The sequence below is a fragment of the Qipengyuania gaetbuli genome (assembly GCF_020524765.1).
GTDB lineage: Bacteria > Pseudomonadota > Alphaproteobacteria > Sphingomonadales > Sphingomonadaceae > Qipengyuania > Qipengyuania gaetbuli_A.
Genome location: NZ_JAIVLR010000002.1, coordinates 420,270 through 432,668 on the forward strand (window position 1 = coordinate 420,270; position 12,399 = coordinate 432,668).

The 12,399-nt window shown below is 66.7% G+C and carries 14 protein-coding genes; 4 read left to right on the forward strand and 10 right to left on the reverse strand.

The features are described 5' to 3' along the window. The first annotated feature begins 36 nt into the window (after window positions 1-36). Genes LC083_RS10495 through LC083_RS10510 form a run of 4 tightly spaced genes read left to right on the forward strand, consistent with a single transcriptional unit; the run spans window position 37 to window position 5,460 of the window. Window positions 37-1,410 (forward strand): O-antigen ligase family protein, encoded by a 1,374-nt coding sequence (locus LC083_RS10495; RefSeq protein ID WP_226700341.1) that lies wholly within the window; start codon window positions 37-39, stop codon window positions 1,408-1,410. Then, entirely contained in the window at window positions 1,410-2,123 is a 714-nt protein-coding gene (locus LC083_RS10500) for a polysaccharide biosynthesis/export family protein (protein WP_226700342.1), read from the forward strand. The genes LC083_RS10495 and LC083_RS10500 overlap by 1 nt, the downstream gene beginning before the upstream one ends. After that, window positions 2,120-4,330 carry a GumC family protein gene (locus tag LC083_RS10505; protein ID WP_226700343.1) on the forward strand — a complete coding sequence of 737 codons (2,211 nt, stop codon included), beginning with the start codon at window positions 2,120-2,122 and terminating at the stop codon, window positions 4,328-4,330. Before LC083_RS10500 ends, LC083_RS10505 begins: the two co-directional genes overlap by 4 nt. Further along, the gene (locus LC083_RS10510) at window positions 4,327-5,460 is read left to right on the forward strand and encodes a hypothetical protein (protein ID WP_226700344.1); all 1,134 of its coding nucleotides are present in this window, start codon (window positions 4,327-4,329) and stop codon (window positions 5,458-5,460) included. Before LC083_RS10505 ends, LC083_RS10510 begins: the two co-directional genes overlap by 4 nt. On the opposite strand, the gene LC083_RS10515 is transcribed toward LC083_RS10510, so the two are convergent. The 10 genes from LC083_RS10515 to LC083_RS10555 all read right to left on the reverse strand — a co-directional run bounded on the left by LC083_RS10515 (window position 5,457) and on the right by LC083_RS10555 (window position 12,386). Further along, entirely contained in the window at window positions 5,457-6,509 is a 1,053-nt protein-coding gene (locus LC083_RS10515) for a glycosyltransferase (RefSeq protein WP_226700345.1), read from the reverse strand. The genes LC083_RS10510 and LC083_RS10515 overlap by 4 nt on opposite strands. A gap of 71 nt (window positions 6,510-6,580) precedes the next feature. Then, on the reverse strand, window positions 6,581-7,591 hold the full coding sequence (locus LC083_RS10520) for a fumarylacetoacetate hydrolase family protein (RefSeq protein ID WP_226700346.1): 1,011 nt from the start codon (window positions 7,589-7,591) through the stop codon (window positions 6,581-6,583). Window positions 7,592-7,595: 4 nt separating this feature from the next. After that, complete coding sequence (gene maiA, locus LC083_RS10525) at window positions 7,596-8,237, reverse strand: maleylacetoacetate isomerase (protein WP_226700794.1); 642 nt, start codon at window positions 8,235-8,237, stop codon at window positions 7,596-7,598. 153 nt (window positions 8,238-8,390) lie between these two features. Next, window positions 8,391-9,566, reverse strand: coding sequence for an acyl-CoA dehydrogenase (locus LC083_RS10530; RefSeq protein ID WP_226700795.1), 1,176 nt, complete (start codon window positions 9,564-9,566; stop codon window positions 8,391-8,393). A gap of 92 nt (window positions 9,567-9,658) precedes the next feature. After that, complete coding sequence (locus tag LC083_RS10535) at window positions 9,659-10,108, reverse strand: lasso peptide biosynthesis B2 protein (RefSeq protein ID WP_226700347.1); 450 nt, start codon at window positions 10,106-10,108, stop codon at window positions 9,659-9,661. 37 nt (window positions 10,109-10,145) lie between these two features. Next, complete coding sequence (locus LC083_RS10540; protein ID WP_226700348.1) at window positions 10,146-10,532, reverse strand: four-helix bundle copper-binding protein; 387 nt, start codon at window positions 10,530-10,532, stop codon at window positions 10,146-10,148. A 74-nt stretch (window positions 10,533-10,606) separates the two neighbouring features. Further along, window positions 10,607-10,978 carry a response regulator gene (locus LC083_RS10545; RefSeq protein ID WP_226700349.1) on the reverse strand — a complete coding sequence of 124 codons (372 nt, stop codon included), beginning with the start codon at window positions 10,976-10,978 and terminating at the stop codon, window positions 10,607-10,609. A gap of 63 nt (window positions 10,979-11,041) precedes the next feature. After that, window positions 11,042-11,518 (reverse strand): hypothetical protein, encoded by a 477-nt coding sequence (locus LC083_RS10550; RefSeq protein ID WP_226700350.1) that lies wholly within the window; start codon window positions 11,516-11,518, stop codon window positions 11,042-11,044. Next, window positions 11,515-11,646 carry a hypothetical protein gene (locus LC083_RS14015; RefSeq protein ID WP_264187271.1) on the reverse strand — a complete coding sequence of 44 codons (132 nt, stop codon included), beginning with the start codon at window positions 11,644-11,646 and terminating at the stop codon, window positions 11,515-11,517. The genes LC083_RS10550 and LC083_RS14015 overlap by 4 nt, the downstream gene beginning before the upstream one ends. Further along, on the reverse strand, window positions 11,646-12,386 hold the full coding sequence (locus LC083_RS10555; protein ID WP_226700351.1) for an OmpA family protein: 741 nt from the start codon (window positions 12,384-12,386) through the stop codon (window positions 11,646-11,648). The genes LC083_RS14015 and LC083_RS10555 overlap by 1 nt, the downstream gene beginning before the upstream one ends. Window positions 12,387-12,399: the final 13 nt, after the last annotated feature.

A 12,399-nucleotide genomic window follows, 5' to 3' on the forward strand; every position in this document is an offset into this window, starting at 1 on the left:
TAGTGATCTGGTCCCAGGGAATTCGGGGAGGGGCTCTTGCGCAGGCGCGCTCCATTATCGGTTTCGCATCACGGCCTGCTGGTCGCCGGCTTTCTTGCCTGGGCCATGGTGCTGGGCGGAGGCGGATCGCCCAGTCCCAAGGCCGAGATTATCGTCCAGATCGGTTTCGTTGGCGCCGCGATCGCCTGGATATGGTGGGCGCGGCGCGGCGAGAGTGCTCCTGCCGGGCAGATACCCCGCCAATTGCTGATCCTCGGCTGCGCGCTGCTCGCCATTCCCATCATCCAGCTCGTGCCTCTGCCGGCTGCGATCTGGCAGGCGCTGCCGGGCCGGGAACTTGAAGCCGCTTCGCTCACGCTGGTGGGGGCGCAGGAAAGCTGGCGACCGCTGACTATCAGCGCGCCGCGCACGCTTGCAGGGCTGCTGGCGTTGGTCCCTGCCGTTTGCCTCATGTGGGCGACAGCGACACTCGGCTCGCGGGACCGCCGGGCCGTGGTGCTGACAATCGCGCTCGTCGCCATCACAAGCGCTGTCTTGGGAGCGCTGCAACTGGCGGGAAGCGACGGCGCTTTCCAGCTCTACGAAAAGAGCCATCGCGGGTGGCTGACAGGCTTCCACGCCAATCGGAACGCTGCCGTCGACGTTCTGCTCATCGGATCGCTGGCCTTGAGCGCGTGGTTTGCGGGCAAGGCCATGCCGCCTGCCATTGCGCGCCGCCGCGTGCCGGTCCTGCTGGCGGGGCAGGCCGTCCTGCTCTTAGCCGCAGTGCTGACCGGCTCGCGCGCAGGAATAATGCTGATCCTGCCGGTGCTGGCGCTGAACGCCGTCATCCTTGGGCCGGTGGGCTTGGGCGGTGCGCCGAAGTGGGCTGCACGGGGTGCTGCCGGTATCGTCCTGCTCTTGCTGGCCCTGCCGCTCGTTCTGGCGGGCAATCAGCGGCTGGCAGGCGTTGCATCGCGCTTCGACGTCACGAGCGACGCGCGGCTGTTCGTATGGAGCGACTCGCTGACCGCGACCCTGGCGTATTTTCCTTTTGGCAGCGGGGTAGGGACCTTCCCCGTTGCGTTCACGCCTTACGAGAGTTTCGAGAGCCTCGCGCCTCCTTCGATCAACCGGGCGCACAACGATTATCTCGAACTTCTGCTCGAGACGGGCATAGGCGCTCCCGTCCTGCTGGTGCTTGGTGCCGTCCTGCTGGTCTCGCTGGCCCGCATAGCCCTGCGCGAGTCGCCCGAAGAGCGCACTCCACAGTTCTTTGCCCTTGGCGTGCTTGGCGTCATTGCGCTGCATTCTCTCGTCGATTACCCCTTGCGAAACATGGCGATCGCCTGCCTTGCAGGGGTGGCGGCCGGGCTTCTTGGCCCTGTCAGGCCGCCCTTCCGGGCCCGACGGGAAACGGAACAGGATTGATGACACGGCTCTTGCAGACGGCAGGTGGACAGCACGCAATCGCGCTTGCCTGCGTGCTGGGCCTTACGGCTTGCCAAGCGCCGCTCGATCCGGTGGTTCCCGCCGGACAGGCCGGGTACGATGCGGTGGCAGTCGAACCCGCCGCGACCCTGCCGAGCCGCTACACCCTTTCGCCCGGCGATGTGGTGTCGGTTCGCGTCTTCGATGAACCCGAACTTTCGGTGGAAGAGGTCGCGCTCGACAATGCGGGCAATGTGACCTTGCCGCTAGTGGGAGAGGTTCGCGCGGTCGGTCTCAGCGCCGCCGAACTCGCTGCCGCGGTAGAGGCCGCCTACGCGACCAATTACCTGCGCGATCCCCGCGTCACTGTCCTCGTCAAGCAGGGGCAAGGCCGCACCATTGCCGTTGAAGGCGAAGTCGAGCAGCCCGGTGTATTCCCCTACGCGGAAGGGCAGACCTTGCTGTCGGCCCTGGCCCTTGCGCGCAGCCCGACGGAAACCGCCAAGCTCGACGAGGTGATGATCTTCCGCACCGTCGACGGGCAGCGGCAGGCAGGCCGCTTCGACCTGCGGGCGATCCGCGGCGGCCGGATGCCCGATGTTGCGCTCGTCCCCGGCGATGTCGTGGTGGTCGGCTATTCCAGCATTCGCGGCGCGTGGCAGGATGTCCTGCGCGCCTTGCCCGTATTCGGCATCTTCAGGCCCATCGGATGACCGACCAGACGCTTTCTGCCATGCCCACCGTGCGTGACCGCTACGCGGCCGCCTATGCCGCATCGGGCGAAAACGGCATCAGCGCGGCGATCCGCGCGGTGCTGGGCGCGATCCGGCGGTATGCCTGGATGGCGGTCGGCATCGTCGGAGCGGCCATAGCGCTGGCGCTGGTGGTCACCATGCTCGACACGCCGCGCTTCACCGCGACGTCCAGCGTCCAGATCAACGACCAGAGCGACGAAGTGCTGGGCGGCGAATTCGAAACGCAGATCGCCCCGCCGTCCGACTGGGACATCGACCGCTTTCTGAATACGCAGCTGGACGTCCTGCGCAGCCGCGCATTGGCAGAGCGGGTAGCCGACGGGCTGGATCTGGCCAATGACGAGCGGTTCTTCGGCGCGATGGAAGTCGCGCCGCAGTCGGTACCGACGGAAGAGCGCGAGAAGCGCAAGCTGGCGATCGACCTGCTGCAGGACAACACGACGGTCGAATTGCGCCGGTCGACGCGCATCGCGCTGGTCGCATTCTCCAGCACCGATGCGGAAATCACCGCGCGCATCGCTAATGCCTTTGCCGAGGAATTCATCCAGCAGAACCTGCAGCGGCGGTTCGACAGTTCGGCCTATGCCCGCAATTTCGTCGCCGAGCAGCTGGAAGAGGCGCGCGCCTCGCTCGAACAGTCGGAGGCAGCGCTCAACGATTACGCGCGCCAGACGGGGCTTATCCGCACGCGCGATGCCTTTGCGCCCACGGGACCTGAACTGGCTACCGGCACGGTCACGTCGTCCAGCCTGCTGCAATACAACCAGGCCGCGATCCGCGCGCGCGAGGCACGCATTGCCGCCCAGTCGCGTTGGGACGCGGTAAGAAACGCCCCGCTCCTGTCGTCGCAGCCGGTTCTGTCCAATCCGACGATCCAGGCGCTGATGACCCGCCGCGCGCAGCTCGAAAGCGAACTGCAGGTCGCGCGCGAACGCTATCTTGCAGGCCATCCCGCGACCTCGCGGCTCGAAGGGGATCTTGCGGCCGTCAACGGCCAACTGACCCGCACCGCCAACGAGGTGCGTCAGTCGATCCGGTCCGAGTACCTCGCTGCGGAAGCTGCCGAAAAGCGGCTGGAAGGGCAGGTCAGCGAGGCGCGCGGTGCAACGCTCGCCGAACAGGACCAGTCGGTGCGCTACAACGTCCTCGCGCGCGAGGCGGATACGGCCCGTTCGATCTATGACGGCCTGCTCCAGCGCTACCGCGAACTGAACGCCTCGGCAGGCATCGCCTCGAGCAACATTACCATTATCGATCGCGCCGAAGTGCCCGGCGATCCATCATCGCCCAGCCTGCCGCGCAATCTCGCCATTGGGCTGCTAATCGGCCTTGCCCTCGCGGGTGTCGCGATCTTCCTGCGCGACCAGTTGGACGACGTGATCCACACACCCGAGGACGTGGAAGAAAAGCTCGGCCTTTCGCTGCTCGGCGTGGTGCCGCGGGCGGAAGACCAGTCCCCGCTCGAAGCCTTGGCGGAACCGAAATCGCCGATTGCGGAAGCCTACAACTCGATGCGCGGGGCACTGCTCTATTCGACGCCCACCGGCCTGCCGAAGGTCATCGTGGTCACCAGTGCGCAGGCGGCCGAAGGCAAGAGCACGACCAGCTTCGCCATCGCCGTTGGCCTCGCGCGCATCGGTATCGCGCCGCTGCTCATAGATGCCGACCTTCGCCGACCTGCGCTGCACAAGCTGGTGGGCATCAGCAGCGAACGCGGCCTGACCGACCTGCTGATCGCGCAGGGCGAGCCAGGCGATGTGGCGACCCGCGTCAAGCATGGCGAGACCGAGTTCGACCTGCTTCCCGCAGGTCCGCTGCCGCCGAGCCCGACGGAGCTCCTGTCCTCCCCGCGCATGGCCCAGCTGCTCGAAAGCTTCAGCCAGCGTTACGGCGTGGTTATCGTCGACAGTCCGCCGATCCTCGGCCTTGCCGATGCGCCGATGCTCGCCGCCATCGCTGATGGCACGATCTTCGTGGTCGAGGCAGAGCGCGGGCATAGCGGCGCCCTGAAGGCGGCGCTGCGGCGCTTGCGCTCGATGGAGCCGACCATCCTCGGCGCGGCGCTGGCCAAGTTCGATCCCAGCCGTTCGGGCAATCGCTATTCGGCCTATTACGGCTACGACTACTATTCCTACACCGACAAACAAGGACGCGGCGCGGCATGACGAAGCTGCGGGGGCGCTGGCCGGCGACGCTCGGCATTGCCCTCTTCGCTGCCCTTGCGCTCTTCTCCGGTTTCGACCGGTTGAGTTCGCACCAGCCCGGCGACGAGCGCCTCGTCCCGGCGCCATTCCGCGCCGATGCCGCCCGTGTGACTGCCGCGCGGCACCTGGTTGCGGGGGAGCTGGACCTTGCGTCGGCCTCGGCGCGCGAGGCGATCCTCGCGGATCCTGCCGATGCGCGCGGTCCGGCCTTCCTTGGCGCGGCAGCCTATGCCAGCGGCGACGAAGCCCTGGGCGGCGAAGCGATGAAGGTCGCGGCCGCAATCAGTGCACGCGAGCCGCTGGCGCAGGGCGCCTTCACGGCGATCGCGATGGACGAGGGCCGTGTGGCAGATGCCGCGCGCCATTTTGACATCCTCTTGAGGGTTCATCCGGAAACCCGCGTCTTGGACGGGCTGTTCGCGATCATGGAATCGCGCGAGGAAGGCAGGGCGGAACTGGCCCGCCGGCTTGGCACGCAGTCGCTCTGGACCGATGCCTATCTGCGAGCCGAAGGGCAGGATGCGGCCATCCTGCGCGAGCGGGCGGCATTCCTGACCCGCAATGCCGGGGCGATCCCGCTCGGCTGTGCGCGGATCGATCCGCTGGTGCGCGAGTTGGCCCGGCGCAATTACCGCGCCGATGCGCAGGCCCTCCAGCGCGTGCAGTGCTCCGGGGCATCCAGTGGCCAACTGCTGGCCGATCCCGCCTTCGACAAGCTGGGCGAGGATGCGCTGTTCGGCTGGCGGCGGCATGGCTCGGGCGGTGTCCGCATCGCGGCAGTGGGCGGGGCGGTGGAGCTGGCCAACCGGACCAGCGTGACGCGGCTCGTCCTGTCGCAGCCGGTGGCCTTGGAAGCGGGCGAGTACCGGGCATTTGCCAGCGTCGCTGGTTCGCAAAGCGATACGCTGCTCGCCTCGCTCGATTGCGGCCAACCCGAAAGACCCTCGCAGGCGGGAGGGGCGCTGGCACGGGGCCAGTTGCTGCGCGCCAAGGGGTGCGAAAACGAGGTTGTCGGCATCTGGCTGCGTCCCGGTAGCGATGCCGTGACGCTGGACAATGTGCGCCTCCAGCGGGTGGGGCAGGGCGACTAGAGCAACGCGGCGTAGCTCCCCTCCCAGCGCTTCGCGACGCTGGCCTGCGAGAACGGACCCGAAGCGAGATTCCGCGCGGCAAGGGACATCGCATCCCATTCGCTATCGGGCATGGCAAAAGCTGCGAGCAGCGCGGCGGCGATCGTGTCGCTGCCGGTACCGCAGTCGATGGCCGCGCCCGCAGCGAAGCCTTCGGGCAAATGGCAGGCCTCGCTCATCAGCGTAGGCACGCCCGCCGCCCATGCTTCGAGCACCGCCATCGGCAGGCCTTCGCTTTGCGAGGGAAGCACGAGGAAACGGGCGAGGTCCAGCAGCGCCGCCTTTTGCGATCCGAAGGCCGTTCCCACGAACTCGATACCTGATGCGCCCCCTTGCGGCATTGCGCTTTCGAGCGCGGCGATCCCTTCATCGTCGCCCCATCCGGCAATCGTCAGCACTGCATCGGCGGGCAGGCGGCCGCGCACCTGTAGCCAAGCGTCGACGAGGGCAGTGATGTTCTTCTTGGGATGGATCCGCCCGAGATAGAGCGCCATCGGCGGGCGCTGGTCCGTTCGCGCCCCCGACAGGGCGGGGGCGGCGTTGGGCACGATATCGATCCGCGAAGCGCCGGTTTCGGCAGCGATGTCGCGGGCTTCCGCTTCGGTGAGGGCGTGGAAAGCGCTGGCCGAAGACCATGCCTCGCGCTCCCACAGGAAGCGGGCTGCGTGCTTCTTCCACGCATTGCGAGAGGTGATCCACGGATCGAGCATGCCGTGCGGACTGATGACCAGCGGCTTTCGCGTTGTGCGTGCGAAGCGGCCCGCCACATGGCTGGGATACTGCCAGATGCCATGCAGGTGAAGGAGGTCGAGTTTCGCTCCCGCAACGAGGGCGTCGAGGTCCGGCGAATAGGCCAGCGCCTGCGGTCCGCGCGGTTCCGCCAGCAGCACTTCGGCATCGCCGAAACGCCAGCGATCCTCTTCGCTCGCTGCATCGCGCACGCCGATGACGACCGGCTCCGCGCCAAGGCCGCGCAGCATCTGCGCCTGCCCGACCACCGCTTCGAACACGCCGCCATTGCGGCGCGAGACCCACGAGGACAGCAGGCCTATCCGCTTGCCCGCGAGGGGGGAGGGGCTATTCAGGCCTCCACCACTTTCTGTTCGATCGCGCCGAAGATGGAGTGCCCTTCGCTGTCGCGCATTTCGACGCGCACCGTGTCGCCCGGCTTCATGAAGGGAGTCTTGGCCTCGCCGTCGGCGATAGTCTCGATCATGCGGATTTCCGCGATGCAGCTGTAGCCGAGGCCGCCCTCGGCCACCGGCTTGCCCGGATCGCCATCGGGGCCCTGGTTCGAAACGGTGCCCGAACCGATGATGCTGCCTGCGCACAGGTTCCGGGTCTTGGCGGCATGGGCCACCAGATCGGCGAGGCTGAAGGTCGCATCGACGCCCGCATTGGCGCGGCCGAAGGGCTGGCCGTTGTAATCGACCATCAGCGGCAAGTGGATGACATTGCCCGACCACGCATCGCCCAGCTCGTCCGGCGTGACGGCGACCGGCGAGAAGGCGCTGGCAGGTTTGGACTGGAAGAAGCCGAAGCCCTTGGCCAGTTCACCCGGGATCAGGCCGCGAAGGGACACGTCGTTGACCAGCATGACCAGCTTGATGTGTCCTGCTGCTTCCTCGGACGTGACGCCCATCGGCACGTCGTCGGTGATGACGGCGACTTCGCCTTCCATGTCGCAGCCCCACTTGGTGTCGCCCAGCGGGATATCGTCGCGCGGGGCGAGGAAGCTGTCGCTGCCGCCCTGGTACATCAGCGGATCGTGGTAGAAGCTCTCCGGCACTTCCGCGCCGCGCGCCTTGCGGACCAGTTCGACGTGGTTGATGTAGGCCGAGCCGTCGGCCCACTGGTAGGCACGCGGCAGCGGCGAATGTGCCTCGCGCTCGTGGAAGCGTTCGCACGGCACGACCTGGTGTTCGACATCGATGTAAAGCGCTTCGAGCTTGGGCGCGATCTCGTCCCAATTGTCGAGCGCGGCCTGCAGCGTCGGGGCGATGTTGTCCGCGGCGCAGTAGCGCGTCAGGTCCTTGGAGACGACCACCAGCTTGCCGTCGCGGGTTCCGTCCTTGATTGTGGCGAGCTTCATGGGGCTATTTCCTCTCGGGGTTGTCTATCTGGTTGTCCGGGTGGGCCCGCTGGAAGGCGGGCAGGGCAAGGCAGGCCTGCTCGATCCGGGTGATGTGGGGCATGGCGCTAAAGTCGAAGGCGAAGCGCTGCGCATTGTAGACCTGCGGCAGCAGGCAGACCTCGAAGAAGCCGGGTTTATCGAACAGGAAGTCGCCGGTGCCCAGCTGCGCAAGCCGCGCTTCGAGCGGTTCGAGCGTGCGGGCGAGCCAGTGGCGGTACCACACGCCGATCTCGTCCTGCGACTTGCCGTATTCATTGGCGAGGTACTTGAGCACCGGCAGGTTCAGCGGCGCGTGCAGTTCTGTGGCGATGGCATAAGCCAGTTCGCGGGCGGTGTAGCGGTCTTCGACGTCCGCCGGCAGCAGCGGGTTTTCGGGATAGGCTTCGTCCAGCCATTCCAGCTGCGCCATCGACTGCGCGCGGTCGCGCCCGTCGGCTTCGAGCAGCGGGACCGAGCCGAACGGATTGCGGCTGGTGAAGGCTTGACCCTTCTGCTCCGAAGTCAGCAGGTTTACCGGCACGTATTCGTAATCCAGCCCCTTCAATTCCAGCGCGATGCGCAGGCGGTAGCTGGTCGACGAGCGGTAGTAGCCATGCAGCTTCATCATGCGGCCTCTCCTACAGCTTGGAACAGATGGAACACGGTCCAGGCGGAAAAAGCGCCGGGCGTGCCCGGGCCTGCTTTTGCGCGGGTTGCTGCGGTTCTCGGCTCTCTCATGAGACCCTGATGCCACCACGCGCAAAAGTAGGAAAGGGCATCAGAACGCAGCGATCCCGGTGATGGCCCGGCCGAGGATCAGCGCATGGACGTCATGCGTGCCTTCGTAGGTGTTGACCGTTTCCAGGTTCACCATGTGACGGATCACCTGGTATTCTTCGGAAATGCCGTTGCCGCCGTGCATGTCGCGGGCCTTGCGCGCGATATCGAGCGCCTTGCCGACATTGTTGCGCTTCACGATCGAGATCATGTCGGGCGAGAATTTGCCTTCGTCCATCAGGCGGCCGACGCGCAAGCTACCCTGCAGGCCGAGCGAGATTTCGGTCATCATGTCGGCAAGCTTCAGCTGGTAGAGCTGCTTCGATGCCAGCGGCACGCCGAACTGGTGACGGTCGAGGCCGTACTGGCGCGCGGCGTGCATGCAGAATTCCGCTGCACCCAGCGCGCCCCAGCTGATGCCGTAGCGTGCGCGGTTGAGGCAGCCGAAGGGACCCTTGAGGCCCTGCACTTCGGGCAGCAGCGCGTCCGCACCCACCTTCACCTCGTCCATGACGATCATGCCGGTGGTCGAGGCGCGCAGCGACAGCTTGCCCTTGATCTTGGGAGCGGAAAGACCCTCCATTCCCTTTTCGAGGATGAAGCCGCGGATGCCGCCGCCATGCGCCTCGCTCTTCGCCCAGACGACGAAGACGTCGGCGAAGGGGGCGTTGGAAATCCAGGTCTTGGAGCCGGAGATTGTGTAGCCGTCGCCGTCCTTCTTCGCGACGGTCTTCATGCCGGCCGGGTCGGAGCCCGCGTCGGGTTCGGTCAGGCCGAAGCAGCCGATCAGTTCGCCGCTGGCGAGGCCGGGGAGGTATTTGCGCTTCTGTTCTTCCGAACCATAGGCGTGGATCGGATACATCACGAGGCTGGACTGGACCGAGGCCATCGAGCGGTAGCCGCTGTCCACGCGCTCGATCTCGCGCGCTATCAGGCCATAGGCGACATAGCTGGCTCCCGCGCCGCCGTATTCCTCGGGCACGGTCGCGCCCAGCAGGCCGGCCTGGCCCATAAGCGGGAAGAGTTCGGGCGCGTCCATTTCTTCACGGTACGCGTCGGTGACGCGCGGCTGCAGCTCGCCCTGTGCAAAGGCATTTGCTGCATCGCGGATCATCCGCTCTTCCTCGGTCAGCTGGTCGTCGAGGTTGAACGGGTCTTCCCAGTCGAAGGGCACCATCCCGCTGTTAGGGCCGGCCATATAGTCTCCTTTGTTACGGGTCGGGCACTGGCACCAAGCGCGGCGCGGTGCAAGGCCGGACAAGCGCCCTTTCAGGCCACTTCCGCATCGCCTGTAGAAAAGAGCGCATATTCGCCCTCGTCGCATACTCCCGTGACCCATTCCTCGCCCACTTTGAGCCACGCGTGGAAGCGCGGGTGGTCGCCCGGTGCGCGCTGGGTGCCGATATAAAGGTCGGAGGCGATCCCGCGCCGCTCCAGCATCCAGCGGGCCGCCAGCGCCTGGGGCAAGCAGTTCGGCGCGCCGGGCACATTGCGCAGCGCGCGCATCACGGCAAGGCGCATGCGCCTGACCGTGCCGAGATCGACCGCCTCGCGTCCGCCTTGGGGCGAAGCGCAGCCGATCGAGCCGAAGCGCGAACGCCAGCGGCGCGGCGGTACCATCGCGACCAGCAGCCTTGCGTAGAGCAGCAGTCCCATCGCCTCGAAAGTGGCGATCCGGTCGGCGCCGTCTAGGGCGAGGAAGGACTGGAGCTTCGACATGAAGCGCCCAGCATATCACGAGCCGGCGCGCTTTGCCTCACTTAACGAGCGGCAGGGCCTTGCGGCAATCCTCGGCGCATTCGCGGCACATGGTGGCGCACAGCTGGCAGTGCGGGTTGTCGTGCTGGCTGCATTCGGCAGCGCAGGTCTCGCAGGCCTTGATGCAGGTTTCGAGCTGGGCGCGCAGGACCTCGATATTCTGCGCGGTGCGGCGCACGGCGAGCCGCGCGGTGGCAGCGCAGACGTCGGCGCAGTCGAGGCAGTTACGGATGCACTGCGCCATGTCCATGTCCTCTGCCACGCAGGCATCGGCGCAGGAGGTGCAGAACAGCGAACACAGCATCGCGTGGCGCGCGGCGAGGACCAGTTCCTCGGTCTCGTCCTGCACCTGCGGATGGGCGGCGATCATCTTGGGAAGGGACATGGCGAACTCCTTGAATTGTCTTGCGTATGACAAGCCAATGGACGGAGCGCGCGGTAGGTTCCGGCAAGCGGAAATCAGTGGGTCAGGGCAGCTTCCTGCACCGAATGGATGACTTCGGCAGGCGGGCAGGGCTTCATCAGTGCGCGGGCACCGGGGAAGCGTTCATGCACCTCGTCGGGTGTCAACTGGCCGGAATGGAAGATGACCGTCACGTCTTCCGCCATCATCTGTTCGGCAAGCGGATAGACGATGCCATCGCCAAGCTGGACGTCGAGAATCGCGATGTCGGGCTTGTTCTTCTGGTAGGCGAGCATGGCCGACGAAAGGTCGTCGAACGGGCCTTCCACGACGTACCCGGCTTCCGCCACGGTATCGCACAGGTCGTAGCCGATAATCAGTTCATCCTCGGCCACGAGAATGCGCAATGGCTGCTGCAATTGTCCCATCCGTGTCTCCTCACGCGCTCTCGACCCAAATGATTAACGCGTGGGGAGGGGATGGTTCCCGGATCAGGCGGTGGCGCCGTATTTCTGCGTAAAGCCCGCCGTGTCGCCCTTGGCGAGGAAGGCGGCCTGGCCGACCCAGTCATCGCGGCGGATGCGGCCTTCGAAGCGGCCGAGCTGCGCGTCGATCCGGTCGATCTCGGCATCGTCCCAGGCGGCGATCTGCTCGAACCGGGTGACACCGAGCGAGGTCAGCGTCGCGGCCAGTTTCGGACCGACGCCCTTGATGCGGGTGAGGTCGTCGCCCCCGGTCGCGGCGGGAGCGGGCGCAGCGGCGTGCGTCGCATCACGGGTGGCGGCGGGCGCACTGTCGATCAGCGCGGCATTGCGCTGCGCTTTTTCCGCGCCTTCATCCAGCACGTCGCTTTTCGCGCCGGTGACGCGGGTGCGCTTGCCTGCGTGGAAGAGGTAGAATGCGACTACCAGCCCGATGACGAGGGCGACGACGACCAGCAGCCACTGTTCGGCGATGAGTTCGCTCATAGCGTATCCTTCTCCTGCATATCTTCCGTATCCGGCGCCGGTGCGCGGCCCCAGATGGTCCAGCCGATGGCGAGGCCGAACCCGTAGGCGGCCAGCATGAGGGCGGTGGTTTCGAGCCAGATGGGCATCAGCGCGGTCCCGGCGTATCGACTGGCGTGGGTTTGAGCGGCTCGATCCGGACGACCGAGAATTCGATGCGGCGATTGGCCGGATCGTTGGGAGCGAGGCCTTCGACCGGCTCGGCCGATCCGACGCCCTGCGCGCGCAGACCATCGCGCGGGATGCCGCGCTGGACCAGCGCTTCGCGCACGGCACGCGCACGGTCCATGCTGAGCGCGATATTGCCCGGCTCGGTGCCCGTGTCGTCGGTATGGCCGGTAATCGCGATGATCGAGCCGAGACAGGGGCGCAGCGCGTCCGCCACCTCGTCGATCAGGATCATGCTGACCGGCAGCAATTCCGCGCTCGCTTCCTCGAAGCGGATGGAGCGGGTGCGCAGCAGCCCTTCGACATCTTCTTGGCAGTGCAGCGGTTCGTACTCGATCGCGCCTGCTGCGGCATTGGCGAAGCCGTCTTCCCAGCTCGTCCCGCCGACGCCGGGGAGCGAGGCGACCAGCCGGGCGGCTTCTGCGCGGCGGCCTTCGTCGAGCTTTTCGCCGCCGGAGAGCATCGGGTGCCGGGTGGGCGCGCCGAAACGGTCGGTGAACTGCGCGCTGACCATGCCGAGGCCGGCTTCCCTCAGGGCTGCATCGGCCTGTTCGGCCAGGCGGGCGCCCATTGCATCGGCGCCCGGTCCGCTCGCCACATAGCCGAGCGCCGCCACGAGGGCGGCACCGAGCGCGATAGTGAGGGCGGGGCGCGACGTCATCGCCCCGCCTTCT

Excerpts from the sequence above, each read along its gene's own strand:
- LC083_RS10550 (WP_226700350.1), bottom strand. The coding sequence starts at position 11,518 with ATGAGCGAACTCATCGCCGAACAGTGGCTGCTGGTCGTCGTCGCCCTC.
- LC083_RS10540 (WP_226700348.1), bottom strand. The coding sequence starts at position 10,532 with ATGTCCCTTCCCAAGATGATCGCCGCCCATCCGCAGGTGCAGGACGAG.
- LC083_RS14015 (WP_264187271.1), bottom strand. The coding sequence starts at position 11,646 with ATGCCCATCTGGCTCGAAACCACCGCCCTCATGCTGGCCGCCTACGGG.
- LC083_RS10510 (WP_226700344.1), top strand. The coding sequence starts at position 4,327 with ATGACGAAGCTGCGGGGGCGCTGGCCGGCGACGCTCGGCATTGCCCTC.
- LC083_RS10505 (WP_226700343.1), top strand. The coding sequence starts at position 2,120 with ATGACCGACCAGACGCTTTCTGCCATGCCCACCGTGCGTGACCGCTAC.
- LC083_RS10535 (WP_226700347.1), bottom strand. The coding sequence starts at position 10,108 with ATGTCGAAGCTCCAGTCCTTCCTCGCCCTAGACGGCGCCGACCGGATC.
- LC083_RS10520 (WP_226700346.1), bottom strand. The coding sequence starts at position 7,591 with ATGAAGCTCGCCACAATCAAGGACGGAACCCGCGACGGCAAGCTGGTG.
- LC083_RS10555 (WP_226700351.1), bottom strand. The coding sequence starts at position 12,386 with ATGACGTCGCGCCCCGCCCTCACTATCGCGCTCGGTGCCGCCCTCGTG.
- LC083_RS10530 (WP_226700795.1), bottom strand. The coding sequence starts at position 9,566 with ATGGTGCCCTTCGACTGGGAAGACCCGTTCAACCTCGACGACCAGCTG.
- maiA (WP_226700794.1), bottom strand. The coding sequence starts at position 8,237 with ATGAAGCTGCATGGCTACTACCGCTCGTCGACCAGCTACCGCCTGCGC.
- LC083_RS10500 (WP_226700342.1), top strand. The coding sequence starts at position 1,410 with ATGACACGGCTCTTGCAGACGGCAGGTGGACAGCACGCAATCGCGCTT.
- LC083_RS10545 (WP_226700349.1), bottom strand. The coding sequence starts at position 10,978 with ATGGGACAATTGCAGCAGCCATTGCGCATTCTCGTGGCCGAGGATGAA.